Below are 25,929 nucleotides of genomic sequence, written 5' to 3'. Positions count from 1 at the left end.
GAATACTGTACGCGACACCGGGCGCCTGGTCGAACCACGTCCGAACCACGTCCGCACGACGTCCGCGCCGTGTCGACGCGACCCGGACCGGAGCGCTCGTCCACCGATCGGTGGACGTCAGGAGCGGACGAACGGTCGTCGCGGTCGCCGCCCCCGGAGGACGACGCTGGTCGTCATGAAGAGCACACAGGAAGGCACGAGCGCACCCCGTGGCGCGTCGCGCGCCGGCGCGACCGGGACGCTGCCACCGCCGGCGCCGGCGGTCGAGGTGCGCGGCCTGCGCAAGCGGTACGGCGCCAAGCAGGCCGTCGCCGGGATCGACCTGCGGGTCGAGAGGGGCGAGATCTTCGCCCTCCTCGGGCCCAACGGCGCCGGCAAGACGACGACCGTCGAGATCCTCGAGGGCTTCCGCTCGCGGGACGACGGCGAGGTGCGCGTGCTCGGCGTGGACCCGCAGACCGCGGGCCGCGCGTGGCGCGACCGCATCGGCGTCGTGCTGCAGGACTCGCGCGACCTCTCCGAGTTCACGGTCGCCGAGACAGTCAGGCACTTCGCCGGCTTCTACGCCGACCCGCGCGACCCGGAGCAGGTGATCGACGCCGTCGGGCTCCGCGAGAAGGCGGGGACCCGCACGCGTCAGCTGTCCGGCGGCCAACGGCGCCGGCTCGACGTCGCCCTCGGCATCGTGGGACGGCCCGAGCTCGTGTTCCTCGACGAGCCGACCACCGGCTTCGACCCGCAGGCGCGGCGCGCGTTCTGGGAGCTCGTCCGCTCGCTGCGCGACGGCGGCACGACGATCCTGCTCACGACCCACTACCTCGACGAGGCGGCCCAGCTCGCCGACCGCGTCGCGGTGCTGAGAGACGGCGTCGTCGTCGCGCTCGACGCCCCCGACCGCCTGGGTGGCCCGGACGCTCGCCGGCCCGCCGTCCGCTGGTTCGACGACGGCCTGCACCGCGAGGAGCGCACGGACCGCCCCGCCGCGGTCGTCGCACGGCTGGCCGCCCGCTACGCGGACGGGGAGGTGCCCGGCCTCGAGGTCGTCCGCCCGTCGCTCGAGGACGTCTACCTCGAGCTCATCGGCGACGCCGCCGTCATACCGCCGCGTCCCGGACCCGGAACACCCGCCGACCTCCCTACTCCCACCCCCGACCAGGAGGAACGACCGTGAGCACCACGACCGCACCGACCGCGAGCACCGCGCCGAGCCGCGCGTCCGCCCTGCCCGGGGTCGCCCGTCTGGGTCTCGCCCGGACCAGGGCGGAGCTGCGCGGGTTCTTCCGCGAGCGCGACGCGGTGATCTTCGTCTTCACCTACCCCGTCATCATGCTGGCGATCTTCGCGACGGTGTTCGACGGCCAGGAGCAGTCCACGGGCGACTACGGCGTGCCCTTCGCGCAGTACTTCCTGCCCGGCATGCTCGCCACGGGCATCATGCTCACCGGGTTCCAGTCGCTCGCGATCTCGATCGCCGTCGAGCGCGACGACGGCACCCTCAAGCGGCTGCGCTCCACTCCCCTGCCGGCCGTCGCGTACTTCCTCGGCAAGATCGGGCTCGTCCTCGCCACGGCGATCGGCCAGACGGTGCTGCTCCTCGCGCTCGCCGCGTTCGCGTTCGACGTGCCCATGCCGTGGGACATGCCCGACGGCGCGGGTCGCGTCGCGACGTTCGTGTGGGTGTTCGTGCTGGGCTGCGCGACGGGCGCGGTGTGCGGGGTCGGGTTCTCGTCCCTGCCGCGCTCGGGGAAGTCGGTGACGGCCGTCGTGACACCGGTCGTGCTCGTCCTGCAGTTCATCTCCGGCGTCTTCTTCGCCTTCTTCGCGCTGCCGTCGTGGATGCAGACGGTCGCGTCGCTCTTCCCGCTGAAGTGGATGGCGCAGGGCATGCGGTCGGTCTTCCTGCCCGAGCAGGCGGTGGTCCTCGAGCCGTCGGGGTCGTGGCAGCACGGGGCGACGGCTGCTGTACTGGTCGCATGGCTGGTGGTGGGGCTCGTGGTCGGGGTGCGGACGTTCCGGTGGAGGCGCCGTGACGACGGCTGACCCGTCCGGGGCCGCGGAGAACGCGACGGCGCAGCTCGACGGGACCTGGGCCCGGGACGTGCGCTGGTGGGACGTCGCGTTCTACCTCATCGCCGGCCTGAGCGGTGTCGCGCTGCTGACCGCGTCCGTGCGCGGGACGGAGCTCGTCGTGGCGCTCGGGGCGATCGCCACGATGGTCGCCGCGTACGTGGCCTGGGGCCGGCGCGCGGCGCGCACGCGCGACCAGGTGGCGGCCCATCTCTACCTGGTCGTGGCCGTCACGGCGACGGTCGTCGTCGCCGCGCAGGACAGCCTCGGCACGCTGCTGCTGTTCGCGACCTTCACGCAGATCTGGATGATGTCCGAGCACCTGTGGGCGCAGGTCGTGCTGTGCGTCGCGCTCGCGGGCGGCACCGCGCTCGCGCTCGCGTGGGACCCTGCTCGCGGCGGCGTCGACGCGTCAGCGCTCGCGAGCACGGCACCGCAGATGGGGGTCGCCCTCGCCTTCTCGATCGGCCTCGGCCTGTGGACGGCCCACACCATGCGCCAGTCGGAGCGGCACGCCCGCCTCGTCGACGCGCTGCGCGCGACCCAGGCCGAGCTCGCGCGCTCGCACCACCAGGAGGGCGTCGCCGCCGAGCGCGAACGCGTGGCGCGGGAGATCCACGACACGCTCGCCCAGGGATTCACGAGCGTCGTCATGCTGGCCCAGGCCGCGCGCGCCGACCTCGACCGGGGCGCGACCGACGCGGCGGCCGAGCGGCTCGCGCTCGTCGAGGCCACCGCGCGCGAGAACCTCGCGGAGGCCCGCGCCCTCGTCGCGGCGACGGGCCCCGTGCCGCTGGAGGCGGGCGGGACGCTCGTGGACGCGATCCTGCGCCTCGCGGAGCGGTTCGGCGCGGAGTCCGGCGTCGCCGTCGGCACGCACCTCGACGCCGTCACGGGTCTCTCCAGCGCCGACGAGGTCGTGCTGCTGCGCTCGGCCCAGGAGTCGCTCGCGAACGTCCGCCGCCACGCGGCCGCACGGTCGGTCCGGGTCGAGCTCGCGCAGGACGCCGCCGTCACGCGTCTCGCGGTGCGCGACGACGGTCGCGGGCTGCCCGCGGACCTCACCGAGGGCTTCGGGCTGCGCGGGATGCGCGAGCGCGTGGCCGCGGGCGGGGGGACGGTCCGTCTCGGCCGCGGCGACGACGGCGGGACCGTGGTCGTGGTCGAGCTGCCGCGCACCGTACCGCCCCCCGGCACGACGCCGGTGCCTCGGGTCGCGACGGCAGCACCCACGGACCCGCCGCGCGCGGCGGCCGAGGACGCGACGGCGACGACGGGCGGTGCGGCGTGAGCGCCCCCGCGCGCGTCACCACCGTGCGGGTGCTCGTCGTCGACGACCACCCGGTGGTCCGGTCGGGGCTCGTCGGCATGCTCTCGGCGGAGCCGGACCTCGAGGTCGTCGGCGAGGCGGGCGACGGCGCGCAGGCCGTGGCGCTCGCGGGAGAGCTCGCCCCCGACGTCGTGCTCATGGACCTGCGCATGCCCGTGCTCGACGGTGTCGGGGCGACGGCCGAGATCCTCGCCGCCGCGGGCGGTCCGGGCCGACGGTCCACGCCGGGCGGCAGGACAGCGGACCGTGCCGCGCCGCGCGTCGTCGTGCTCACGACGTACGAGACGGACACGGACATCCTGCGGGCCGTCGAGGCCGGGGCGACGGGGTACCTGCTCAAGGACACGCCGCGCGAGGAGCTCGTGGCAGGCGTGCGCGCCGCGGCTCGTGGGCAGACGGTGCTCGCACCGAGCGTCGCGACGCGGCTCGTGACGTCGGTCCGCGGCGACCGGCTCACGGACCGTGAGACCGAGGTGCTGCGGCTCGTCGCGCGCGGCCTGTCGAACGCCGCGGTGGGCAGGGAGCTCTTCATCGCCGAGGCGACGGTCAAGACCCACCTGCTGCGCGCGTTCGCGAAGCTCGGCGTGGACGACAGGACGGCCGCGGTGACCGTCGCGATGGACCGGGGCTACCTGACGTCCTCCTGACCCGTGACAGACTCCGGCGTGTGCGAGACCTCGCGACGCTCCCCAAGGCCCACCTGCACCTGCACTTCACGGGGTCGATGCGCCTCGAGACGCTGCGCGAGCTCGCCGAGGGGTACGGCGTCCGGCTCCCCCACGCGCTCCTCGACGGCGACCCGCTGCGCCTGCCCGCCACCGAGCGCGGGTGGTTCCGCTTCCAGCGCCTCTACGACGCCGCGCGCGCGTGCGTCCGCTCGGAGGCCGACATGCGCCGCATCGTGCTCGAGGCGGCGCAGGACGACGACGCCGAGGGATCGGGACGGCTCGAGATCCAGGTCGACCCGACGTCGTACGCGCCGTTCGTCGGCGGGATCACCCCCGCCGTCGAGATCGTGCTCGACGCCGCCCGGTCCGCGAGCGCCGCGACCGGGACGGAGGTCGCCGTGGTCGTCGCGGCGTCCCGCATGCGCCACGCGCTCGACGCGCGCACCCTCGCGCGTCTCGCCGCGCAGTACGCGGGCGAGGGGCCCGGGGAGGTCGTGGGGTTCGGGCTGAGCAACGACGAGCGCCGCGGCGACACGGCGGAGTTCGCGCGCGCGTTCGCCATCGCGCGGCGCGCAGGCCTCGCCTCGGTGCCGCACGGCGGCGAGCTGCTCGGGCCGGCGCACGTGCACGAGGTCGTCGAGGCGCTCGTCCCCGACCGGCTCGGTCACGGCGTCCGGTCCGCCGAGGACCGTCGGGTCCTCGACGACCTCGTGGACCGCGGGATCGCGCTCGAGGTGTGCCCCGCGTCGAACGTCTCGCTGGGCGTGTACGACGACGCGGCCCAGGTGCCGCTGGGGACGCTCGTCGACGCGGGCGCGCGCGTCGCGCTCGGGGCCGACGACCCGCTGCTCTTCGGGTCACGGCTCGTCGCGCAGTACGAGATCGCGCGGCACGAGCACGGGTTCTCCGACGACGACCTCGCCGACCTGGCGCGCTCGTCGATCCGGGCGAGCCAGGCGTCGCACGCGACGCGGGCGCGCCTGCTCGCCGGCGTGGACGACTGGCTCGCGGCCGCCTGACGGTCGCCGGCGGGCGTCCGCTCCGCCCGGGTTCTCATGTGCGTCTCATGAGCCTCTCGGATACTGGACGCATGACACGCCGGACCGTCACCTGGATCGTCGGTGCCCTGCTGCTCGTGCTCGCCGGGGGTGCCACCGCCGCGGCGCTCTCCTCCCGACCGGACGACCGGGAGGTGGGCCGAGCCGTCGTCGTGACGCCCTCCCCTGCCCCGACCACGTCCCCCGAGCCCACGGACCCCACCCCGGTCCCCACGGGGACCACACCGCCGGCGTCGGAGCCGCCGACGTCCGGCGGCGACGTCGCCCCCGTGGCCCCCGCGCCGCCGTCGACGGACGACGACGACGATGAGGACGGGGACGACGACGGGGATGACGACGACGACGACGGGGACGACTGATGTCGCGACGCCCTCCGTCCGGTGGCGCGACGACGGCGGAGACCACCACGTCACCTGGACCTGACGCCACGCACGGCGACGACGGGCACCGGGCGAGCGACCGGCACCGTTTCGGGCTCACCGTGCGCACGCGGATGCTCGCGGCGTTCCTCGCGCTGTCCGCGCTCGCCCTCGTCGTCGCCGGTGGGGCCGCGTGGCTGCTGCAGCGTGGGCAGGTCGACGCGCGCACCGACGAGAGCCTGCGGCGGAGCGCGGTCGAGCTGACGACCCTCGGCGCCTCCGGCGTGAACCCCGTGACGGGCGAGCCGTTCACGTCGTCCGAGGACGTGGTCGTCGCCGCGATCCAGCTCGTGGTCCCCGCACGCAACGAGGGCATCATCGGGCTGCGGGCCGGGCGGGCGCCGCTCGTCTCGCAGCAGGACGTCCAGGTGCACCTCGAGGACGACTCCGAGCTCCTCGCGGCCGTCGCGCCGTTCATCGACGGCGAGATGAACGTGCTGCGCTCGATCACGACCGCCACGGCGGACTACCGCGTGCTCGTCGCTCCCGTCGCGGTGGCCGGCACGACCGGGGCGGCCGACGCCACCGGTGCCGCCGCCGAGCCCGCCGCCCTCGTGCTCGCCTACGACCGCACGGCCGAGCACGCCGAGCTGACCCGCGTGTTCGGCACCTACGCCCTCGTCGCGCTCGGGGCGCTCGTGCTCACCGGGATCGTCGGGTGGGTCGTCGCCGGGAGGCTCCTGCAGCCGATCCGGGTCCTGGCCCGCACCGCCCAGGCCATCGGCGACACCGACCTCACCGCACGCATCCCCGTCACCGGCAACGACGACCTCTCGCACCTGTCGCGGACGGTCAACGGCATGCTCGACCGCCTCGAGGGGTCGTTCGAGTCCCAGCGCCGGCTGCTCGACGACGTCGGTCACGAGCTGCGCACCCCCCTCACCGTGGTGCGCGGGCACCTCGAGCTCATGGACCCGCACGACCCGCAGGACGCGCGCGAGACGCGCGACCTCACGCTCGACGAGCTCGACCGCATGAACCGTCTCGTCGACGACCTCGTGACCCTCGCGACGGTCGGCCGTCCCGACTTCGTGCGCCCCGCCGAGACGGACGTCGGGCGCCTCACCGACGACGTGCTCGACAAGATCCGCACCCTCGGCGACCGGCGCTGGCTGGTCGACGCGCGCGCGGACGTCGTCGCTCCCGTCGACGGGCAGCGGATCACCCAGGCCCTCATGCAGCTCGCGGCGAACGCGGTGAAGTTCTCCGCACCGGGGTCGGTGGTCGCGATCGGGTCCGCCGTGTCCGACGACGGCGCGCGCCTGCGGCTGTGGGTGCGGGACGAGGGCGTCGGCATCCCGCCCGACCAGGTAGGTCGCATCTTCGAGCGGTTCGCCCAGGCGCCGTCTCCCGCGGGCCGCGAGCGCCCCGAGGGCGCCGGGCTCGGCCTCGCGATCGTCAGCGCCATCGCCGAGGGGCACGGCGGGCACGCGGCCGTCGCGTCCACCCCGGGCGTCGGCTCGACCTTCTCCCTCGACCTCCCGGTGCCCAGCCCGAGGGAGGTCACGACGACGCACACGGCGACGGGCGGGAGCGCGGGCCCGGCGTCTCCCGCGGTCCCCGCACCGCACCGTGCCGTCCCGGCCGTGCCCTCCGCACCGGCCGGCCCGACGACCACGACGGCCCCCACCGTGCCGACGGCCCGGACGCCGCTCCTGCCCGGCACCGAGACCGACACCGGCGCACCCGCGCGCACCGACGGAAGGACCACCCCGTGAGCCAGATCCTCGTGGCCGAGGACGAGACCCGCATCGCGTCGTTCGTCGCGAAGGGCCTGCGCTCCGCGGGCTACGCGAGCACGACCGTCGCGAACGGTCGCGAGGCGTTCGACCTCGCGAGCACCGGCGACTTCGCGCTGCTCGTGCTCGACCTGGGCCTGCCGGACCAGGACGGCTTCACGGTGCTGCGCCGCCTGCGCGAGACCGGGAACGCCATCCCGGTCATCATCCTCACCGCGCGGACGGGCGTGAACGACACGGTCGCGGGGCTGGAGGGCGGAGCCGACGACTACATGTCCAAGCCCTTCCGCTTCGAGGAGCTCCTCGCGCGCATCCGGCTGCGCCTGCGCACCGAGCCCGCGGGCGAGGTGACGGTCCTCAGCCACGGGTCGCTCAGCCTCGACCTGCGCACGCGCCGCGCGCGCACCGCCGAGCGCGAGGTGGACCTCTCGGCGCGCGAGTTCGCGCTCGCGGAGGCGTTCCTGCGCAACCCCGGGCAGGTCCTCAGCCGCGAGCAGCTCCTGTCGCGCGTGTGGGGCTACGACTTCGACCCGGGCTCGAACGTCGTCGACGTGTACGTGCGGTACCTGCGCAACAAGCTCGGCGCCGAGCACTTCGTCACCGTGCGGGGCATGGGCTACCGGCTCGCGGACGCTCCCCGCGCGACGCAGTCCGCGACCAGCTCCTGAGCACCCCGACGCCGCCGGCACGCCCGACGTGCCCTCGGCGCGTCGTGGTCGGCGTCCGTTCGCCGAGCTCGTGGCACGCGTCGTGCCCTCGTCGCACGGCTCGTGCCGGGACGACGACGCCCGTCCCGGTGCGGTGGGACGGGCGTCGTCGTGCGGGGGCCGCCCGCGGTCGTGGGCCGGTCAGCCGGCGGACTGCGGCGTCGGGGGCGTGATCGGCGTGTCGGCCGTCGGCGCGGTGCTCGGCGTCGGCGCGGTGCTCGCCGTGTCCGTCGTGGGAGCCGTGCTCGCGGTCGGCGCGGTGCTCGGCGTCGGAGCCGTGCTCGCCGTCTGCGCCGTCTGCGCGGTCGGAGCCGTGTTCGCCGTCTGCGCGGTCTGCGGCGTCTGAGCGGTGTTCGCGGTGACCGTCGTGACCGACGAGCCGTTCTGGACCGCGCTCGGGCTCGGTGTGCTGGTCGCGGTCGTCGCCGCCGGCGTCGACCCCTGCACCTCGACCGCGGGCGAGACGACGGTCGCGTCGGGAGCGTCGAAGACCCCCTGCGCGGTGGCGACGGTCGCGCCGAGGCCGACCGCCCCGAGAGCCCCCGTGACGATCCATGCGCTGCGAGCCTTCATGATCCTTCTCCTTCGTGTCGTGGTGTGCGCGACCTCTCGGCCGCGTCTGGACCTGAGTCTTCCGGCGGGACGTGAGACGGCGAGGAGCCGTCGATGAGAGAGCTCTCAGAGAACGTGGCATCCGTGCCCCTGCGTGCCCCGGCCGCGAGCGCCGCCTCGGCGAGCTCCTCCGCGACGCGGAGCCACGCCGCGGCGAGCTCAGGCGTCGCGGCCCCGGAGGCGAGGGACAGCACGACACCCGCGGAACGGGCCCGCACCACGGCCGGGTCGACCACGGCGTCGAACGCGAGGAGGCACCGGTCGACGAGACCGTCGACGCCCTGGTAGTCCGCAGGGGACAGCGACGGCAGCACGGCGAGGTGCGCGACGACGCACGCCAGGTCGTCCACGCGATGGCCCGGTCCCAGCGTGTCGACGTCGAGCAGGACGCCGACCCGGACCTCGCCGGACGCCGCGGCGTCGTCGGCCAGGAGGATGTTCGCGGCGTGGAAGTCGCCGTGCGTCGCGACGACCGGGCCGAGCCCGCGGGTGCCGACCGCCTCGACCGTCCGGGCGACCCGTCCCGTGCGCGCGGGGTCGAGACCGTGCACCTCGGCGGCGGTCCGGGCGTACCGCTCGACGCGGTCGGCCCAGGCCGGACGCCGGCTGAGCGTGGTCGCGGCGGCGGGCAGCTCGTCGAGGGCGCGCAGGAGCGCGTGCGGGTCGATCGCCGTCGCGCGCCCGCCGGGCGCTGCCGCGGCCAGGTGCTGGGCGAGGGATCGCCCACGCTCCTCCTCCAGCACGACGACGCCGTCGGCGGACCACGTCAGGCAGCGCGGGGCCACGACGACGTCGCGCGACCGGTCCGCACCGCCGAGCAGCACGTGCCGCCGCACGAGCGACCGGACCCGGTCGGGCCGCACGACCTTGACGTAGACCGCACCGCGAGTGGTGCGGGCCCGCAGGACCGCGCGGCGCAGCGGCCGGTACGCGACGATCTCGACGGACTCGACGTCCACGCGCTCCCCCGCGGCGCGCAGACGTCGGGTGAGCTCCGCGGAGTCGCACGCGGCGGCCAGGCCCGGGAGCAGCGGGTCGGCCGGGTGCCGCCACACGTGCACCACACGCGGCCCGTCCGCGAGACGCACCACGCCCGGACCGGCCGCGCCGTCGGGGAGATCGGCGGTCGTCGCGAGCAGGTACTCGGGCGACTCGGCGACGGCCCGGGTCGTCGCACCCGGCGCCGCGGCCACGTCGCGCCGGGCGACGACGTCGTACCCCACCGTGACCTCGGCACCCGGGCGCGCGTGCACGCGGTCGACGCTCCACGCCCCGAGTCGTGCGCCGTCGGCCCCGAGGGCGACCTCGAGGAGGTCCGCGGCGTCGGGGGTCGCCAGCAGATCGAGCCAGGCGCGCTGGTCGACGGAGACGGGGTCGGAGGTCACGGTCACGGCACCATCTCACCCCGGCAGCGTGTGGCACCTGTGAGACGCAGATGAGAGGGCTCTCATCCGGCCGGACGGTCGATCCGCTCCTTGACACTCCGCGACGACGGTGGGATCGTCGCAGCATGCCGATACAAACCCTGGCACAAACGATCACCGTCGACCCGGTCCGGAGCGCCGCGCGGCGGCACGCGGGGGTCGTCGCCGGGTCCGCGGCCGCGGCGGGCGTGCTCACGGCGATGGTCGTGGCACGGGCCACGTCCGTCGTCGACGGGCTCGCCGAGGGCGTGCTCCTCGGCCTGGCGCCTGCGCTCGTCGGCGCCGCCTTCCTCAGCGTGCACGCGGTCGGCGAGCGCACGTGGCCACGGCAGAGTGCCGCCGTCCGCTCGGCCACGCTCCGGCCGCGGACCGTGACGGACGTGGCACCCGCCGGCCTGCGCCGCCTCACGTGGGCGCTGGCGGCCGGGATCCTCGTCCTCGCCGCCGTGGGCGCGCTCACCGCCGGGTACGACGGCCGGTCGGTCACGCGGGTCGCCGGCGACGTCACCTCGACCGCCGGCCCGTACCCGGGCGCCTTCTACGGCGTCTGGCTCGCGCTCGGCGCCGTGCTCCTCCTCGCCGGGTCTGAGGCCGTCCTGCGCCTCGTCGCGCGACGGCCCGCCGTGGCCACGGTCAGCGCCACGTGGGACGTCGGCCTGCGGCGCCTGTCGGCCCACCGGGTCCTGCGGGGTGTCCAGCTCACGCTCGCCGCGACCGCCGCGGGCATGCTCTTCTACGGCGGGACGGCCGCGGCACGGGTCGGCTACCCCGGCGCCGTCGCCCTCGCCGTCGTGGCCGTGCTGCTCGCGCTGGGTTCGCTGGCCGTGCTGGTGCGCGCCGCCCCGGACCCCGACGCGGTCACCGGGCACGCGTCGCGCGAAGGAGCGCCCGCCGGTGCCTGAGCTGCGGGTCCGCATCGACCTGGGGTCCGGCGTCGCGCCCTACGAGCAGATCCGGGCCCAGGTCGTCGCGCACGTCGCGGCGGGCGGCCTCGTCCCCGGCGACCGCCTGCCCACGATCCGTGCGCTCGCGACCGACCTCGGTCTCTCGCCCGGCACCGTCGCGCGCGCCTACCGCGAGCTCGAGGAGTCGGGCGTGGTGACCACCCGGCGCCGGGCCGGGACCGTGGTGTCCGACGGGGTCTCCCCCGCCGATGTCGACGCCCGCCGCGCGGCGCGCGACCTCGTGGCGACCGCGCGCGCATCCGGGCTGAGCGACGAGACCGTCCTCGCGCTCGTCCTCGCCGCCCTCGGGCACGAGCCGGACCGGGTCGAGAGCTGAGCCCTGACCGGCGGGCCTGTACGAGCCACTGCACCCCGGGTCGGGGCCACCGCGTCACGAGATCATCACGATCCAGGGTTCACCCGCTCGGGTCGCGGCCCGGAGGGCGTGGTCCGATACATGATGGTCGTCCGCACCGCGCGGGCCGGGGCCGGCCGACGCGCGGAGACCGGAGGGGGACCGCCGTGGAGCAGGGACGGACCGGGCACGACGTGCCGCGAGGAGCGAACGCTGTGCCCGCACGAAAGGGCGGACACCGGGCCGGGTTGCTCCGCGTCGTCGCGCCGGCGGTCGTCGCCCTGCTCGTGCTCACCGGCTGCCAGGCCGGGCTCCCGGACATGGAGCCGGCTCGCACGCCGTCGGCCACCGCGGAGACGACGCCGGAGCCGACGAGCGACCCCACCGGCGAACCGTCCCCGAGCCAGACCCCGACGCAGGAGCCGACCCCGGCCGAGACCCCGGAGCCGGCGCCCGAGCCCGAGCCCACCCAGGAGCCCGAGCCGGCGCCGACCCCGGAGGAGACGACTCCCCCGCCAGCCGCCGAACCACCGCCGCCCGCGGAGCCCGCCGAGCTCGAGCGCGGTGCGGAGGGCGACCGGGTCGTCGCGCTCCAGGCCCGGCTCGCGGAGCTCGGCTACTTCATCGGCGCGCCCGACGGCGACTTCGGTCCCGGGACCCAGCAGGCCGTGTGGGCGCTGCAGAAGGCGGCGGGCATCTCGCGCGACGGCGTCGTCGGCCCCGCGACGCAGTCCGCGCTCGACCAGGGCGTGCGGCCGCAGCCGCAGACCGGGTCGGGCAAGGTCATCGAGATCGACCTCGACCGCCAGCTCCTCCTCGCCGTCGAGGACGGGCGGGTCGTGACGGTGATCAACGCGTCGTCGGGGAACGGGGAGCAGTTCGAGGCGAAGGGCCGGACCTACCGGGCCGGCACGCCGCGCGGGACGTTCCAGGTGGGCCGGCAGGTCGACGCGAACTACGAGTCGAGCCTCGAGCTCGGCAGCATGTGGCGCCCGAAGTTCTTCACGGGCGGCATCGCCGTCCACGGCTCGGGCTCGATCCCGCCGTGGCCCGCGTCGCACGGGTGCATCCGCGTCGCGAACAGCGCGATGAACTGGATCTGGGACACGTGGGGCGCCCCGCCCGGGACGACCGTCGTCGTCTACTGACCCTGCCCGTGCGGGCAGCGCCTACAGCGAGACCCCGACGAGGACCGGCTCCGGGACGAGCTCGACCCCGAACGCGTCCAGCACGCCGTCCCGGACCGCGCGCGCGAGCTCGAGGACGTCGGCGGCGCTCGCCCCGCCGCGGTTCGTCAGCGCGAGCGTGTGCCGGGTCGAGAGCGTCGCGGGGCTCGACGCTCCGTGCACGCCGAAGCCCTTGCCGAAGCCCGCGTGCTCGATGAGCCACGCGGCGGAGGTCTTGACGAGCGTCGGGTCGATCTCACCGAGGCTCGGGCCGGTCGTCCGGCTCGGGGTCGCGGAGCGCACCGGGTAGCGGGGCGCCTCGGCCGGCAGCAGGCCCGCCTGGTCGGCCGGCACGACGGGGTTGGTGAAGAACGAGCCCGCGCTCCAGCGGTCGTGGTCGGGAGCGGCGGCGTCGCCGTCGAGCAGCATGCCCTTGCCCGCGCGCAGCGCGAGGACGGCCTCGCGCACGTCCGCCATCGGCGCCCGCTCACCCACCTCGACGCCGAGCCGGCGCGCGAGCTCGGGGTACGCGACGGGCGCGGAGAGCGAGCCGAGCCGTGTCTGGAAACCGACCTCCAGGACCACCCAGCGCGGTGACGGGTACCAGGGACCGGACACCTCGCCGTCGGCAGCGGCATCGGCTGCCGCCGCGACGTGCATCGACCGCTTGAGCACCGACGTGCGGTACCCGAAGCCCAGCTCGCCGAGCGCGAGCGTGCGCACGCGGCCGCGCGCGCGGTCCCACACGCGCACGGTCGAGACGACGCCCGCGACCTCCTGGCCGTAGGCACCGATGTTCTGGACCGGCGCCGCGCCGACCGTGCCGGGGATGCCCGACAGCGCCTCGACGCCGACCCACTCCTCCGCGACGGCGCGCGCCACGAGCGCGTCCCAGTCCTGGCCGGCGGGGGCCGAGAAGCTCGCGCCGCCGCACGAGTCCTGCGCGTCGACCGTCACGCCCTGGCGCAGGTCGCGCACGACGACGCCCCCGAAACCCTCGTCCGCGACGAGCAGGTTCGAGCCGCCACCGAGCACGAGCAGCGGCTCGCCCGCGTCGTCGGCGGCGCGCACGGTGGCGATCAGCTCGGCCTCGTCGTGCACCTCGACGTAGTGGTCGGCGGGTCCGCCGACACGCAGCGTCGTCAGCTCGGCGAGCGTCGGGTCACCGACGGAGTCGGGACGCAGGCCCGGCTCGGTCGAGGTGGCGGTCGCGGGGTCGACGACGCGCGGTGCGGCAGGTTCGCAGGTCACCCGGACAGCCTAGTTGGGGCGCTCGACGGTCGACGGTCGATCCTTCGCACCGGGGAGGTCGCCGTCCTCGACGGACCGGCCGCCCGCCGCGCCCGCCGAGCCGGCCGCCGTCGGGAGCGGCCGCGCCGCACCGACGACGAGGAGCCCGACGACGACCGGGATCGCGATGACGAGCAGCGCCGACCGGTACCCGACCTCGTGCGCGAGGAACCCGATGAGCGGCGGGCCCATGAAGAAGGCCGAGTAGCCGATGGTCGCGACGACGCTCACGCGCACCGCGGCGCGCTGCGGGTCGTCCGAGGCCGCGCTCATCCCGACGGGGAACCCGAGCGCCGCACCCATGCCCCACAGGACGACGCCGACGAGCGCGAGCCACAGGCTCGGGGCGAGGCCGAAGAGCAGCAGCCCGGCCAGCGCGAGCCCGGCGGACCCGCGCAGGACGGCGACCCGCCCGTAGCGGTCGAGCAGGCCCGTCCCGAGCAGTCGCATCCCCGTCATCGCGGTGAGGAACACGGCGAGCCCCACGGCGCCCATGGCGTTGTCCGTGCCGAACCCGTCGACCACCGCGAGGCTCACCCAGTCGTTGGCCGCGCCCTCGGTGAGCGCCGCGGCGAGGACGACGAGACCGATGAGCAGCGTGCGCGGCTCGGTCCAGGCCGAGAGCGCCGAGCGGGCGCCCCGCGACCGGTCGTCGCCGGGCCCGTGGACGGGGACCGCGGTGGCGGGGTCCGCCCCGCGGGAGTCGTCCGCGAGCCGGGACCCGCCGCCGTCCGGCTTCCCGGCCGGGAGGAAGAGCCGCACGCACCACAGGACGGCGGCCAGGCTCACGGCCACGGCCACGGCCAGGTGCCACTGCACGGGCACGTGCGTGGCCGCGGCCACGGCGCCCAGGCCCGCTCCCGCCATCGTGCCGAACGAGAACCCGGCGTGGAATCGCGGCATGATCGCGCGACCCAGGCGCTGCTCGACGGCGGCGCCCTCGAGGTTCATCGCGGCGTCCCAGACGCCGGTCCCGACGCCGGTGACGAACAGCCCGACGCGCACGACCCAGTCCGCGCCCTCGGAGACGGCGAACGCGGTCGTCACGAGACCGGCGGTGTTGATGGTCGCGAAGATGACGACCGCGCGCGCCGCACCGAGGCGCTGCACCACGAGCCCGGACAGCGGGAGCGCGAGCAGGGAACCGACGGCCATGAAGAGCAGCAGCAGACCCATCTGGGACTCGGCGAACCCGAGCTCGTCGCGCACGGCGGGCAGCCGCGACGCCCAGGTCGCGAAGTTGAAGCCGTTGAGGAAGAACACCGCGAAGACGGCCCACGCGGCGAGCGCGACGGCGCGTGCGGGCGCGGGCAGGGACGGGGCGGTCATGCGGAGGTCTCCTCGCGGCGGTGGGGGAGGTGCGGTGGGGGCGACGGCGCCCGTGCCGGACGTCGCCGCGCCGACGGACGCGCGCGTGGCGGACGTCGTGCGGCGTCGCGTCGAGCGCCGGCGGGTGCGGTGCGGGTGCCGGGTCCGGGGTGGGGGCGGCGTCGTCCACCGTCCCATCCTCCCCCGCCTGGCGGGCGGCGAGCGCCGCGGGCGTGCGCAGCGGCGCCACCTGACGCGCGAGGAGGACGCTGAGGACCATCGCGCCCACGATGAGGACGAGCGCGTGCCGTGCGCCCATCGCCTCGGCGGCGAGGCCGAGGAGCGGCGGCGCGGCGAGCGACGCCATGGACGAGAACGCCGACACGACGGACACGCGCCCTGCGGCACGGAACGGCTCATCCGAGGCCGCCGCGATGCCGACGGGCACCGCGAGCGCGGCGCCGAAGCCCCACAGGACGACGCCGACGCCGGCGAGCGTGAGCGTCGGTGCGAACCCGAAGAGGACGAGCCCGACGATCGACGTGACGCCCGAGGCGCGCAGCACCGTCACCCGGCCGAACCGGTCGATGAGCCGCGTGCCCAGGAGGCGCATGACGGTCATCGCGGCGACGAACGTGCCGAACACCACCGCGCCGACGGCCTCGGTCTGCGCGAACCCGTCGACGACGGCGAGCGACAGCCAGTCGTTCGCCGACCCCTCGGACAGCGCGGCGGACAGGATGACGAGGCCGATGAGCAACGTGCGCGGCTCGCGCCAGGCGCCGAGCGCCGCGCCGATGCGCGCTCCACGACGGGCGCCGCGGCGCGCCGGGCGAGAGCGCAGTCCGGCGGTCTCGACGTCGACGACGGCGTCGCCGAGCGACTCGAGGGCAGCGGACGCGTGCTCCGACGCGGCCCCAGCGCGGCGCGACCGACGGACGACGGCCGTGTCGTGCACGGTCGCGGGGATCGCGGCGAGCCGCCACACGAGGGCCACCGCGCCGGTGACCGTGAACTGCACGAGGACCGGTACCTCGCCGTGCGCGCACGCGGCGCCGATCAACGAGCCGATCACGGCGCCGACGGAGAACGCCGCGTGGAACTGCGGGAGGACCGTCCGCCCCATGCGCCGCTCGATCCCGGCGCTCTCGACGTTCATGGGCACGTTGCCGAGCGCGAACGCCATGCCGTTGAGGAAGATGCCCGCGGCGAGGAGCGCGACGGATCCCGTGGCCGGACCGAGGCCGAGCAGCAGGAAGGCGCCGCCGAACAGGACCGCGGAGACGGCGAACGCGACCCGGCCGCCGAAGCGGGTGACGAACGGTCCTGCGGCGGTGACGGTCGCGAGCGCCCCGACGGCGCCGGCGAGCAGCACGACGCCGAGGTCGGCGGGTGACAGCGAGAGCGCGTCGCGCACCGAGGGGATGCGCGCGAGCCAGCTCGACATCATGACGCCGTTGAGGGCGAAGAGGCCGAGGAGGGCCCAGCGGGCGCGGGACAGGGAGGGCGTGTGCGCAGCACTCCCTCGAATCGATTCGATCCGACGGAGGGCAGTGCGCTTCGAATCGATTCGAGGCATGGTCACCAGTGTGCGGGTACGCTGGCCGCGCGTCAATCGACATCCCGTCCGGACCAGGGCGGACGAGCAGGGACGGGCAGGCAGGAGCGTGATGAGCGGCACCCGCGGCACGACCGGCGGTACCGCCGGGGACAAGCCCGACCGCGGGGACGGCCCGGCCCCGGCGGCCCGGCCGCGCCCGACGCTCGCCAAGGTCGCCGAGCTCGCCGGCGTGTCCGTCTCGACGGCGTCCCTCGCGTTCTCCGGAGCCGGCCCCATCACGCCCGAGACGCGGGCGCGCGTCCACGCCGCCGCCGAGGAGCTCGGCTACACGGGGCCCAACCCGCTCGGGCGGCAGCTGCGGTCCGGGCGGTCGGGCGTCGTCGGGGTGGTCGTGGGCGACCAGCTGCGCCGCGCCTTCCGCGACCCCGTCGCCGTCCAGGTCCTCGACGGGCTCGTGTCCACGCTCGGCGAGAACGGTCTCGGCGTCCTCCTCATCCCCGGCATCCCGTCCGACGACCCGGCGCACGCCGTCGATCCCCTCGTCGAGAGCGCAGCGATGGACGTCGCGGTGCTGGTCTGGGGCGTCGGCGCCGAGGACGCGACGCTCACCGCGCTGCGTCGACGCGGGGTGCCGGTCGTCATCGGCGAGGGGCGCGAGGTCGAGGGCTCGCCGCTCGTGGGGATCGCCGACCGCCGGGGCACGGCCGACGTCGTCCGCCACCTCGTCGACCTCGGCCACACCCGGATCGCCGAGATCTCGCTCCCCCTCGACACCTCCGACCAGAGCGGGCCTCTCGACGCCGCGCGGCTCGCCCGGGTCGACCGGACCCCGACCGCGAACCGCCTCGCCGGGGTGCGCGACGTCGTCGAGCCCGTCGCGAGCTGGGAGACGGAGGCGTCGCTCGTCGAGCACGGCCGCTCGGCCGCGATCGCGCTGCTCGGCCGACGCGGGGACCACGACGCCGTCGTGCCGCTCGACCCCGCGACCCGACCGACCGCCGTCATCGCCCACTCCGACCTGCTCGCCGCGGGCGCGCTGCTCGGGGCGCGTGAGCTGGGCCTGCGCGTGCCCGACGACGTGTCGGTCGCCGGGTTCGACGGTCTCGACCTGCCGTGGCTCGCCCCGGACGTCCTGACGAGCGTCGACCAGCCCCTCGCGCGCAAGGGCGCGGAGCTCGGCCACGCCGTCATCGGCCTGCTGGCGGGCGAGGAGCCACGGACGGTCGTGCTCGACGTCGAGCTCGTCGTCGGGACGACGACCGGGCCCGCACCGGTCGCCTGACGACGGACGGCGCGGGCCCGGAGCGTCAGGTCAGCGCAGCCCGCCCACCTGGAGCGGGTTCGCCCCCGCCGCGGCCATGAGGTACCAGGACGTCGCACCGACGTGCTGGACCTGGAAGTAGCCGAAGCCGAACCCGGTGTCGAGGAGGCTCGACGCCGCGACGACGCCCGACCGCTCGGGCAGCGCCGCCCCGCCGACCGTCTGACCCGCGCCCACGGAGTCCTGCGCGACCCGCACCTCGCGCAGCAGGTGGGCCGCCCGGTCGCGGTCGCGCTTCCCGCCTCTCCCCGTGTCGTCCTTGCTCTTGTCGCGGCCTCGCCCGCTCTTGTCGTCACGGTCCGCGAGCGCCGCCGCGAGCTGGGCGGTGCCCTCGAGCCACACGCCCTGCGGATGCACGGGCAGCCCGTTGTACGACGCGGTCGACGTGAGACTCGCGCTCGAGAACGTGACGCCCTCGACCGCCACGCCCGCCGGGAGCTGGGAGACGCCGTCGCCCGCCACGTCGCGCGCCGCGAGGGCGTCCGCCGCCCAGTCGAGAGCCCGTGCGTAGCGGCGGTCGCGCAGCGCGAGCCAGCCCCAGGTCTGCGGGTCGAGCGGGAGCGGGTCGCGGTTGATCTCGGTGCCGTCGTTCGTGCCGGTGTACAGGTAGCCGCCGTCGGGCTCCCACATGCGGTCGACGAACGCGCGCGCGTGCTCGCTCGCGCGGGTCCAGCGCCGGTCCCGGGTCGCGGCGGCCAGCTGGCGGAAGAACGCGACGCAGTCGACGTTGTGCTCCGTCGAGCCGTTCGGGACCGGTGCGTTCGCGGCGTCGACACCGAACGAGAACCCGCCGAGCGGCTGCGTCGACCACGTGTTCGCGACGATCCACTCCGCGATCCGGAGCGCGCCGCGCAGGTAGCGGCGGTCGCGCGTCGCGGCGTGCAGGTGGAGCAGCGCGATCCCGGGCCAGGCCATGTCGCCGACCGCGGTGCCGAGGAACCCGAACTGCCAGCCGATGTTCGCCGTCCCGTCGGGGAGCACCAGGCCGTGCTCCTGCGGCGTGCCGTCGTAGAACACGTACGGGCCGACGTTGTACGCCTGGCGCAGGCGGCCGTCGTCGTGCGCCGGGTCGTTCTCCTGCGCGAAGAGGAAGCCGTCGCCGAGCGCGCGGGCGCGGTCGAGGTGCGCGCGGCCGGCGGTGAGCGACGCGCAGATCGCGAGCGCGTTGTCGTAGACGAACGCCGTCGAGAACAGCCCGAGCTGGTCCGCGTACGACTGCGCGAGGCGCGGCCCGGGGTTCTGCTCCGGGTAGGCGTCCGTCATGACGTCGAGGAAGCCCTGCGCGCGACGGACGGACCCGCGCTGGTCGCCGCCGTGGGAGCCCCCGTGCCCACCGGCCGTCGGCAGGACGGGCGTGGCGGCGGTCGTCGCCGACGCCGGTGCGGCCAGCAGGGTGGTCAGCGCCGCCGCTCCGGCGCCGGAGAGGGCGAGGAACGCGCGACGGTCGAGCGCGCGACCGGGACCGGGACGCCGGTCGACGGGGGCAGGGTCGTGAGGGTCGGGCAGGGTCATGAGCGTCTCCTTCGACGTCGGCGAACCGTGCTCACCTACGGTAGTGGGAGCGTTCCCACCTTGGGAAGGGTCCACCGTGTCCGGCGTGCCGCGCGTCGTCGGATCCCCCGTCGTGGACCGCACGACGTTCCTCGACGAGGGGGCCGTGGATGCGCCGCCCGACGACGACGGGGGCGTCGACTGCTGGGAGAGACCTGCTGAGACCCTGGTACGACGAGGGCGCCGCACCCGCCGGGTGCGGCGCCCTCGTGGCGTCAGGAGCTCGTCGCGTGCAGAGCGACCGCGGCGATCAGAGGCGGACGACCGCCTGGCTCTTGCCGAGCACGCGCGCGCCCTCGAACATCACCGTGAGGTCGACGCGCACGGTTCCGGCCTCGGCGTCGATCGCGCCGACGGTGCCGGTGACCTCGAGCGTCGCGACGCCGGGGTTGGGGACGGGCACGGGGCGCGTGAAGCGCGCCTGGTAGTCGACGACGGCGCCGGGGTCTCCAGCCCAGTCCTCGACGAGCGCGACGGCCGCGCCCATGGTGAACATGCCGTGCGCGATGACGCCCGGCAGGCCGACCTCGGCCGCGAACGCGTCGTTCCAGTGGATCGGGTTGAAGTCGCCGCTCGCGCCCGCGTAGCGGACGAGCCGTGCGCGGTCGACCTCGACCGTGCGCGTCCCGACGACGTCGCCGACCGAGAGGTCCGCGAGGACGGGGCGGCGCGCTGCGCCGGCGGACTCGGTGCTCATGCGTCCTCCCCGCGGACGGCGAGGGTGGAGCGGACCGTCGCGACCGGTGTCCGGACGGGCGCGTCGTCGTCGCCCGGCGACTCCGCCAGGATCTCGCAGCGCGTGGTGACCATCGCGAGGCCGGCCCGCTCGACGATCGAGTCCACGTGCAGCACGGTCACGAGCTCGTCGCCCGCGACGATCGGCCGGTGGTGCGTGAAGCGCTCGTCCGCGTGGACGACGCGCGAGAAGTCGATGCCCGCCTCGGGGTCCTCGATGAGCTGCGCCTCGGCGCGCTGCGCGACGACGACCGCGAACGTGGGCGGTGCGACGAGGTCCGGATAGCCAGCACCCCGCGCCGCCACGAGGTCGTGGTGCACGGGGTGCAGGGAACCGACCGCCGCGGCGAACTCGCGGAGCTTCTCCCGGCCGACGGAGTACGGGGCGTTCGCCGGGTACTCGCGACCGGCGAAGCCTGCGTTGATCGCCACGGGTCGGGTGCCGGACCGCTGGGTCAGCGGGTCTCGCGGTGCGCGGTGTGCTTGCCGCAGCGCGGGCAGAACTTCGCGAGCTCCAGGCGGTCCGGGTCGTTACGACGGTTCTTCTTGGTGATGTAGTTGCGCTCCTTGCAGTCCACGCAGGCCAGCGTGATCTTGGGGCGAACGTCAGCGCTCTTGCTTGCCACGGTAGTGAGCCACCTCTCGCGCCTCCGGAGGGCGCTTGTGCTGTGCAGGCCGCACGACGCCGGCCGCCGTACGGAGATTGTCGAAAGTGGTAGCGGAGGCGGGGATCGAACCCGCGACCTCACGATTATGAGTCGTGCGCTCTAACCATCTGAGCTACCCCGCCGCATGAGGCGAACGCGAGGTCGTCTCGCAGTATTCCAGCAAGACGACCCCGCGTCACCACAGAGCCCCGAAAGGGAATCGAACCCTTGACCTTCTCCTTACCATGGAGACGCTCTGCCGACTGAGCTATCGGGGCAGCGCGGAAAACTCTACACGCAACCGGGCCGGGTACGAAATCGGCGGGATTCCGCCAGTCCGGGCCCGCCTTGGCTCGGCCGGCACACCGGTGACGAACCACGACGGGGCGCCACCATGAGGTGACGCCCCGTCGCTCCGGTGGCAGGTGAGGGATTCGAACCCCCGAAGGCTGAGCCGTCTGATTTACAGTCAGATCCCTTTGGCCGCTCGGGCAACCTGCCGTGTGGAGCTGTCGCGCACGACCGACCCGTGCAACGTCGTGCGGGGTGGCCATGGCGGCGAGCCAACGATACAGCCCGTCCGGCCGCAGTGCGAAATCCGCTCCGCGGCGGGCTCCTAGAGTGGTCTCGTGACCGACCCTGCTCCCTCGCCGGAGCGCACTCCTGCCACACCGGAACGCACGCCGGGCCTCGACGACACCGCCGCACGACCCGACCGGCATCCCGCACCCGCCGCCGGCGCCCTCGACCGCCGAGGTGTCCTGTTCGGTGCCAGCGCCTACGTCCTGTGGGGCGCGATGCCGCTCTACTTCCCGCTCCTGGAACCCGCCAGCCCGCTCGAGATCATCGCGCACCGCGTGGTCTGGAGCCTCGTCGTGTGCGTGCTGCTGCTCGTCGTCGCCCGACAGCTCGGCCGGTTCGTGCGCGTCCTGCGCAGCCCGCGCACGCTCGCGCTGCTCGGCGTCGCCGGCGTGCTCGTCGCCACGAACTGGACGATCTACGTGTACGGCGTGCTGTCCGGCCACGTGCTCGACGCCGCCCTGGGGTACTTCGTCAACCCGCTCGTCACCGTGCTCCTCGCGGTCGTCGTCCTGCGCGAGCGGCTGCGGCCGGCGCAGTGGGTCGCCCTCGCGATCGGCACCGCCGCGGTCGCCGTCATCACGGTGGGCGTCGGCCGCGTGCCGTGGATCGCCCTCGGCGTAGCGTTCAGCTTCGGGCTCTACGGCCTCGTGAAGAACCGCGTGGGGCGCAGCGTCGAGGCGCTGCCCGGTCTCGCCGCCGAGACCACGACGATCGCGCCGCTCGCGCTCGCCTACCTCGCGTGGCTCGGCGTCTCGGGCAACGGCACGTTCTCCCCCGACGACCCCGCTCACGCCCTCCTGCTCGCGTCGTCAGGCCTGGTCACCGCCGTCCCGCTGCTGCTGTTCTCGTCCGCGGCGCGCCGCATCCCGCTGTCGCTCGTCGGCATGCTCCAGTACCTCGCGCCCGTCCTGCAGTTCCTCTGCGGCGTCCTCGTGTTCCACGAGCACATGCCGCCCGCGCGGTGGGCCGGCTTCGTCCTCGTGTGGCTGGCGCTCGTCGTGCTCACCGTCGACGGTGTGCACGCCGCGCGGGCGACCCGGCTGGCCGCTCGCGCCTGACGGCCCGGGAGCACCCGCGAGGCGCGTCGAGGGGTCGCCCCCGGTCGGCCTACGGCCGTCGGGGCGGCGCGCACTCGACTACGGTGGACCCAGCACCCGCACCCGTCCCCGAGGGAGGGCCACCATGGCCGACTCGTCGTTCGACATCGTCAGCAAGGTCGACCGCCAGGAGGTCGACAACGCGCTCAACCAGGCCGCGAAGGAGGTCGCGCAGCGGTACGACTTCCGCAACATCGGCGCCTCCATCGCGTGGAGCGGCGAGAGCATCGTCATGGTCGCCAACTCGGCCGAGCGCGTCCTCGCGATCCTCGACGTCTTCGAGACGAAGCTCATCAAGCGCGGCATCTCCCTCAAGTCGCTCGACACGGGTGACAAGGAGCCCAAGCCCTCCGGCAAGGAGTACCGCCTCGCCGCGACCCTCAAGGAGGGTCTGTCCAGCGAGAACGCGAAGAAGATCACCAAGATCATCCGGGACGAGGCCCCCAAGGCCGTCAAGACGCAGATCACCGGCGACGAGGTGCGGGTGACGTCGAAGTCGCGCGACGACCTGCAGACCGTCATCGCGCTGCTCAAGGCCGCCGACCTCGACGTCGCGCTGCAGTTCACGAACTACCGGTAGTCGCGGTGCCCGTGCCCGACGGCGGCCCGCACCTCACGCCGTCGGGCGGCCCACGCCAGACCGCGGCCCGGCTGCCTCGGCTCGTCGCCACCGACCTCGACGGCACGCTGCTGCGCTCCGACGGGAGCCTGTCGCAGCGCACGCGCGACGCCCTGCTCGCCGCGGAGGAGGCCGGCGTCGAGATCGTCTTCGTGACGGCCCGCCCGCCGCGCTGGCTCGCGCCGCTGCGCGACGTCGTGGGCGGGCACGGACGCGTGATCTGCCTCGGCGGGGCGGCCGTCTGGGACCTCGCGACCGAGCAGGCGATCGACGTCTGCGGGTTCGACGACGTCGCGGCGCGCGAGCTCGTCGCCGACCTGCGCGCGGGCCTGCCCGACGTCGCGCTCGCGCTCGAGCGCGTCGACGGCCCGACGTTCGACCCCGGCTTCCGGTCCGCCGCGGACGACGCGTCCGACCCTGCGGGCGCCGCGACGGTCGTCCGGCGGGTCGAGGAGACGCTGGGCGGGCACGACACCGACGCCGGCGCGACGGTGCCCCGTCCGGTGGGCAAGATGCTCGCGCGCCTGTCCACCGCCCCTCCCCCGCCCGACGCGCCCGCGACGCAGCCCGTCGTCGTCACGTCGCACCAGGACGAGACGCAGGAACACTTCTTCGCCCAGGTGCGCGAGGTGGTCGGCGGCCGGGCCCACCTCGCCTACTCGGGCGCAGCGGGTCTCGCCGAGCTCCTCGCGCCCGACATCACGAAGGACGCCGCGCTCGCGCGCTGGTGCGACCGGCTCGGCATCCCTGCGCAGGACGTCTGGGCCTTCGGCGACATGCCCAACGACCTGCCCATGCTGCGCTGGGCCGGACGCTCGTTCGCCGTGGCGAACGCCCACCCCGACGTCCTGGCCGCGGCGACCGACGTGACCGCCGCGAACGACGACGACGGGGTCGCGCACGCGCTACTCGACGAGCTTGCCCGCCACGGAGTCGTCGTCGCGACGCAGTGACGCGATCTCGTCCGGGACCGGCGGGACCTGCTCCGCCTCCACGCCGCGGTCGGGCGACCAGACGAGGTTGACGCGCAGCGCCCGGTCCGTCTCCGGGTGGTCCGACCGGTTGTGGGCACCGCGCGTCTCGCGCCGGACCAGCGCGGACTCCAGGGTCGCCCGCGCCGCGAGCAGCGACCCCTGGAGGTCGAACGCGTGGGCGAGGTCGTCGTACCCGGCGATGTCGGGGTGCGCGACGACGTCCCCGGACCGACCCTCCACCTCCCCCAGCCGTCGCAGGCCCTCCGTCAGCCCGTCCTCGGACCGCACGACGCCGGCGTGCGCCGACATCAGGTCGCGGACCTCCCGCTGGAGGCGGCGGGCGCTCTCCTGGCGCGCGGCGTCGGCGGCGAGGGGCGTCCCGAGCCCGAGCGCGCGGTCGACCTCGTGCGCGGCCTCGGCGACCGCTCCCGCGTCCCGCCGGGGCGCGTCCGACGCCGTCGCGAAGTCCGCCGCGGCCTCGCCCGTGATCCGCCCGTAGACGAGCAGCTCGATCAGCGAGTTCCCCCCGAGGCGGTTCGCCCCGTGCAGCCCGCTCGCCGCCTCGCCGATGACGTACAGCCCGTCGACCTCCGTGGCGTGGTCGGCCGCCGCGACCCGGACGCCGCCCATCGAGTAGTGCGCGGTGGGCGCGACCTCCATGGGCGTCGTCGTGATGTCGAGCATCTGGAGGTCGAGCATCATCCGGTACACCCGCGGAAGGCGCTCGAGCACCTGCTCGCGCGGCAGGTGCGAGACGTCGAGGTAGACGCCACCGTGCGGGGTCCCCCGTCCCTCGGAGATCTCGGTGTACCCCGCGAGCGCGACGCGGTCGCGCGTGGAGAGCTCCATGCGCTGCGGGTCGTACCGCTCCATGTACCGCTCCCCCAGCGCGTTGCGGAGGATCCCGCCCTCGCCACGGGCTGCCTCCGACACGAGCGTGCCGGCGGCCTCCTCGGGCTCCAGGATCCCCGACGGGTGGAACTGGACGAGCTCCGCGTCGCGCAGCCGCGCGCCGGCGAGGACCGCGAGGCGCCACGAGTCACCGGTGTTCTCGTCCCGGCGCGAGGACGTCCGCCGCCAGATGCGCGTGTGTCCCCCGGCGGCGAGGATCACCGCGTCCGCGTGGATCGTCACGCGCGTCCCGTCGGTGACGTCGAAGCCGTACGCGCCGAAGACCCGCCCGTGCGCGGTGAGGATCCGCGTGACGTAGACCGTGTCGAGGACCGGGACGTGCAGCTCGCCGGCACGCCGCACCAGGGTGCGCTGGATCTCGAGCCCGGTGTAGTCGCCCGCGAACGCCGTGCGGCGGTACGTGTGCGCGCCGAAGAACCGCTGGCTGATCCGGCCGTCGGCGTCGCGCGCGAAGGGCATGCCCCAGCGCTCGAGGTCCTCGATGCCGCGCGCGGCGCCCCGCGTGACCACCTCGACCACCTCAGGGTCGGCGAGGCCGTACGACTCGGTGATCGTGTCCGCTGCGTGCTGCTGCCACGAGTCCTCGGGGTCCGTCGTGGCGAGCGCGGCGTTGATGCCGCCCGCGGCGAGGCTCGTGTGGGCGTCGTGACGGCGCCGCTTGCCCACGGCCAGCACGTCGATCCCCCGTTCGGCGAGCTCGATCGAGGCACGCAGCCCGGCGCCTCCTGTGCCGATGACCAGGACGTTCGTCGCGAGACGTCGATGACTCCACTGCATGGCGGGACCTCCGTCGGTGCACCAGGGTCGCCCGGCCCGGAGGTCCGGGCGACGGTCCCGGGGAAC

The 25,929-nt window shown here is 75.1% G+C and carries 24 protein-coding genes, 3 tRNA genes and 1 pseudogene; 15 read left to right on the top strand and 13 right to left on the bottom strand.

All coding sequences use genetic code 11. The features are described 5' to 3' along the window. The first annotated feature begins 175 nt into the window (after positions 1-175). From NFS20_RS19835 to NFS20_RS19800, 8 genes are all read left to right on the top strand, one after another. Positions 176-1,171 carry an ABC transporter ATP-binding protein gene (locus NFS20_RS19835; protein ID WP_251153516.1) on the top strand — a complete coding sequence of 332 codons (996 nt, stop codon included), beginning with the start codon at positions 176-178 and terminating at the stop codon, positions 1,169-1,171. After that, positions 1,168-2,040 carry an ABC transporter permease gene (locus NFS20_RS19830; RefSeq protein ID WP_251153515.1) on the top strand — a complete coding sequence of 291 codons (873 nt, stop codon included), beginning with the start codon at positions 1,168-1,170 and terminating at the stop codon, positions 2,038-2,040. Before NFS20_RS19835 ends, NFS20_RS19830 begins: the two co-directional genes overlap by 4 nt. Next, the gene (locus tag NFS20_RS19825; protein WP_251153514.1) at positions 2,027-3,358 is read left to right on the top strand and encodes a sensor histidine kinase; all 1,332 of its coding nucleotides are present in this window, start codon (positions 2,027-2,029) and stop codon (positions 3,356-3,358) included. The genes NFS20_RS19830 and NFS20_RS19825 overlap by 14 nt, the downstream gene beginning before the upstream one ends. 77 nt (positions 3,359-3,435) lie before the next feature. Then, positions 3,436-4,044 (top strand): response regulator transcription factor, encoded by a 609-nt coding sequence (locus tag NFS20_RS19820; RefSeq protein ID WP_251153602.1) that lies wholly within the window; start codon positions 3,436-3,438, stop codon positions 4,042-4,044. 20 nt (positions 4,045-4,064) lie between these two features. After that, positions 4,065-5,084, top strand: coding sequence for an adenosine deaminase (locus NFS20_RS19815; RefSeq protein ID WP_251153513.1), 1,020 nt, complete (start codon positions 4,065-4,067; stop codon positions 5,082-5,084). Positions 5,085-5,155: 71 nt separating this feature from the next. Further along, positions 5,156-5,482 (top strand): hypothetical protein, encoded by a 327-nt coding sequence (locus NFS20_RS19810; RefSeq protein WP_251153512.1) that lies wholly within the window; start codon positions 5,156-5,158, stop codon positions 5,480-5,482. Continuing rightward, positions 5,482-7,260 (top strand): sensor histidine kinase, encoded by a 1,779-nt coding sequence (locus NFS20_RS19805; protein WP_251153511.1) that lies wholly within the window; start codon positions 5,482-5,484, stop codon positions 7,258-7,260. The genes NFS20_RS19810 and NFS20_RS19805 overlap by 1 nt, the downstream gene beginning before the upstream one ends. Next, positions 7,257-7,949: a response regulator transcription factor gene (locus NFS20_RS19800; protein ID WP_251153510.1), complete on the top strand. Its 693-nt coding sequence runs from the start codon at positions 7,257-7,259 to the stop codon at positions 7,947-7,949. The genes NFS20_RS19805 and NFS20_RS19800 overlap by 4 nt, the downstream gene beginning before the upstream one ends. A gap of 180 nt (positions 7,950-8,129) precedes the next feature. On the opposite strand, the gene NFS20_RS19795 is transcribed toward NFS20_RS19800, so the two are convergent. Together NFS20_RS19795 and NFS20_RS19790 are read right to left on the bottom strand one after the other, a co-directional pair. Further along, entirely contained in the window at positions 8,130-8,561 is a 432-nt protein-coding gene (locus NFS20_RS19795) for a hypothetical protein (protein ID WP_251153509.1), read from the bottom strand. Then, positions 8,558-9,991, bottom strand: a complete 1,434-nt coding sequence (locus tag NFS20_RS19790; RefSeq protein WP_251153508.1) for a phosphotransferase — start codon at positions 9,989-9,991, stop codon at positions 8,558-8,560. The genes NFS20_RS19795 and NFS20_RS19790 overlap by 4 nt, the downstream gene beginning before the upstream one ends. A 119-nt stretch (positions 9,992-10,110) precedes the next feature. Between NFS20_RS19790 and NFS20_RS19785 the strand changes: the two genes are divergently transcribed. The 3 genes from NFS20_RS19785 to NFS20_RS19775 all read left to right on the top strand — a co-directional run bounded on the left by NFS20_RS19785 (position 10,111) and on the right by NFS20_RS19775 (position 12,471). Further along, the gene (locus tag NFS20_RS19785) at positions 10,111-10,926 is read left to right on the top strand and encodes a hypothetical protein (protein WP_251153507.1); all 816 of its coding nucleotides are present in this window, start codon (positions 10,111-10,113) and stop codon (positions 10,924-10,926) included. Next, a complete protein-coding gene (locus NFS20_RS19780) occupies positions 10,919-11,305 on the top strand; it encodes a GntR family transcriptional regulator (protein WP_251153506.1) in 387 nt (128 codons plus the stop codon). The genes NFS20_RS19785 and NFS20_RS19780 overlap by 8 nt, the downstream gene beginning before the upstream one ends. Before the next feature lie 233 nt (positions 11,306-11,538). Continuing rightward, a complete protein-coding gene (locus NFS20_RS19775; protein WP_251153505.1) occupies positions 11,539-12,471 on the top strand; it encodes a L,D-transpeptidase family protein in 933 nt (310 codons plus the stop codon). A 21-nt stretch (positions 12,472-12,492) separates the two neighbouring features. Here the strand turns inward: NFS20_RS19775 and NFS20_RS19770 are convergent, their stop codons facing one another. The 3 genes and pseudogenes from NFS20_RS19770 to NFS20_RS19760 form a co-directional block, all read right to left on the bottom strand. Continuing rightward, complete coding sequence (locus tag NFS20_RS19770; RefSeq protein ID WP_251153601.1) at positions 12,493-13,674, bottom strand: UDP-N-acetylmuramate dehydrogenase; 1,182 nt, start codon at positions 13,672-13,674, stop codon at positions 12,493-12,495. Between the two features lie 75 nt (positions 13,675-13,749). Further along, positions 13,750-15,108, bottom strand: coding sequence for an MFS transporter (locus tag NFS20_RS19765; protein WP_251153504.1), 1,359 nt, complete (start codon positions 15,106-15,108; stop codon positions 13,750-13,752). A 241-nt stretch (positions 15,109-15,349) separates the two neighbouring features. Beyond that, positions 15,350-16,213, bottom strand: a pseudogene (locus tag NFS20_RS19760) (MFS transporter); the annotation flags it as partial. A gap of 544 nt (positions 16,214-16,757) precedes the next feature. Between NFS20_RS19760 and NFS20_RS19755 the strand changes: the two are divergent. Then, entirely contained in the window at positions 16,758-17,930 is a 1,173-nt protein-coding gene (locus NFS20_RS19755; protein WP_251153503.1) for a LacI family DNA-binding transcriptional regulator, read from the top strand. Between the two features lie 30 nt (positions 17,931-17,960). Here the strand turns inward: NFS20_RS19755 and NFS20_RS19750 are convergent, their stop codons facing one another. The 7 genes from NFS20_RS19750 to NFS20_RS19720 all read right to left on the bottom strand — a co-directional run bounded on the left by NFS20_RS19750 (position 17,961) and on the right by NFS20_RS19720 (position 21,403). Then, positions 17,961-19,481 (bottom strand): YyaL domain-containing protein, encoded by a 1,521-nt coding sequence (locus NFS20_RS19750; protein WP_251153502.1) that lies wholly within the window; start codon positions 19,479-19,481, stop codon positions 17,961-17,963. A 289-nt stretch (positions 19,482-19,770) separates the two neighbouring features. Then, positions 19,771-20,217 (bottom strand): MaoC family dehydratase, encoded by a 447-nt coding sequence (locus NFS20_RS19745; RefSeq protein ID WP_251153501.1) that lies wholly within the window; start codon positions 20,215-20,217, stop codon positions 19,771-19,773. Beyond that, positions 20,214-20,687 carry an FAS1-like dehydratase domain-containing protein gene (locus NFS20_RS19740; RefSeq protein WP_251153500.1) on the bottom strand — a complete coding sequence of 158 codons (474 nt, stop codon included), beginning with the start codon at positions 20,685-20,687 and terminating at the stop codon, positions 20,214-20,216. The genes NFS20_RS19745 and NFS20_RS19740 overlap by 4 nt, the downstream gene beginning before the upstream one ends. 23 nt (positions 20,688-20,710) lie before the next feature. Next, complete coding sequence (gene rpmG / locus NFS20_RS19735) at positions 20,711-20,881, bottom strand: 50S ribosomal protein L33 (protein ID WP_021482899.1); 171 nt, start codon at positions 20,879-20,881, stop codon at positions 20,711-20,713. A gap of 87 nt (positions 20,882-20,968) precedes the next feature. Next, positions 20,969-21,045, bottom strand: a tRNA-Met gene (locus NFS20_RS19730). A 62-nt stretch (positions 21,046-21,107) separates the two neighbouring features. After that, positions 21,108-21,180, bottom strand: a tRNA-Thr gene (locus tag NFS20_RS19725). A 141-nt stretch (positions 21,181-21,321) separates the two neighbouring features. Next, a tRNA-Tyr gene (locus NFS20_RS19720) sits at positions 21,322-21,403 on the bottom strand. Between the two features lie 128 nt (positions 21,404-21,531). Here NFS20_RS19720 and rarD point away from each other — a divergent pair. From rarD to NFS20_RS19705, 3 genes are all read left to right on the top strand, one after another. Further along, on the top strand, positions 21,532-22,542 hold the full coding sequence (gene rarD / locus NFS20_RS19715) for an EamA family transporter RarD (protein WP_502800844.1): 1,011 nt from the start codon (positions 21,532-21,534) through the stop codon (positions 22,540-22,542). Between the two features lie 124 nt (positions 22,543-22,666). Beyond that, positions 22,667-23,161: a YajQ family cyclic di-GMP-binding protein gene (locus tag NFS20_RS19710; RefSeq protein ID WP_251153499.1), complete on the top strand. Its 495-nt coding sequence runs from the start codon at positions 22,667-22,669 to the stop codon at positions 23,159-23,161. Between the two features lie 5 nt (positions 23,162-23,166). Further along, positions 23,167-24,153, top strand: coding sequence for an HAD family hydrolase (locus NFS20_RS19705; protein WP_353050490.1), 987 nt, complete (start codon positions 23,167-23,169; stop codon positions 24,151-24,153). Here the strand turns inward: NFS20_RS19705 and NFS20_RS19700 are convergent. Beyond that, complete coding sequence (locus tag NFS20_RS19700; RefSeq protein ID WP_251153498.1) at positions 24,106-25,863, bottom strand: L-aspartate oxidase; 1,758 nt, start codon at positions 25,861-25,863, stop codon at positions 24,106-24,108. The two genes, NFS20_RS19705 and NFS20_RS19700, sit on opposite strands and share 48 nt — an antisense overlap. Positions 25,864-25,929: the final 66 nt, after the last annotated feature.

It is taken from the genome of Cellulosimicrobium sp. Marseille-Q4280, assembly GCF_943181405.1.
Lineage (GTDB): Bacteria > Actinomycetota > Actinomycetes > Actinomycetales > Cellulomonadaceae > Cellulosimicrobium.
The sequence above is the reverse complement of the archived record's forward strand: the minus strand, read 5'-3'. Positions and strand labels throughout refer to the sequence as shown.

Bases quoted from the DNA above. Each gene is read 5' to 3' on its own strand.
- NFS20_RS19810 (WP_251153512.1), top strand. From the start codon at position 5,156: ATGACACGCCGGACCGTCACCTGGATCGTCGGTGCCCTGCTGCTCGTG.
- NFS20_RS19795 (WP_251153509.1), bottom strand. From the start codon at position 8,561: ATGAAGGCTCGCAGCGCATGGATCGTCACGGGGGCTCTCGGGGCGGTC.
- NFS20_RS19755 (WP_251153503.1), top strand. From the start codon at position 16,758: ATGAGCGGCACCCGCGGCACGACCGGCGGTACCGCCGGGGACAAGCCC.
- NFS20_RS19805 (WP_251153511.1), top strand. From the start codon at position 5,482: ATGTCGCGACGCCCTCCGTCCGGTGGCGCGACGACGGCGGAGACCACC.
- NFS20_RS19835 (WP_251153516.1), top strand. From the start codon at position 176: ATGAAGAGCACACAGGAAGGCACGAGCGCACCCCGTGGCGCGTCGCGC.
- NFS20_RS19765 (WP_251153504.1), bottom strand. From the start codon at position 15,108: ATGACCGCCCCGTCCCTGCCCGCGCCCGCACGCGCCGTCGCGCTCGCC.
- NFS20_RS19820 (WP_251153602.1), top strand. From the start codon at position 3,436: ATGCTCTCGGCGGAGCCGGACCTCGAGGTCGTCGGCGAGGCGGGCGAC.
- NFS20_RS19745 (WP_251153501.1), bottom strand. From the start codon at position 20,217: ATGAGCACCGAGTCCGCCGGCGCAGCGCGCCGCCCCGTCCTCGCGGAC.
- NFS20_RS19750 (WP_251153502.1), bottom strand. From the start codon at position 19,481: ATGACCCTGCCCGACCCTCACGACCCTGCCCCCGTCGACCGGCGTCCC.
- NFS20_RS19700 (WP_251153498.1), bottom strand. From the start codon at position 25,863: ATGCAGTGGAGTCATCGACGTCTCGCGACGAACGTCCTGGTCATCGGC.
- NFS20_RS19785 (WP_251153507.1), top strand. From the start codon at position 10,111: ATGCCGATACAAACCCTGGCACAAACGATCACCGTCGACCCGGTCCGG.
- NFS20_RS19710 (WP_251153499.1), top strand. From the start codon at position 22,667: ATGGCCGACTCGTCGTTCGACATCGTCAGCAAGGTCGACCGCCAGGAG.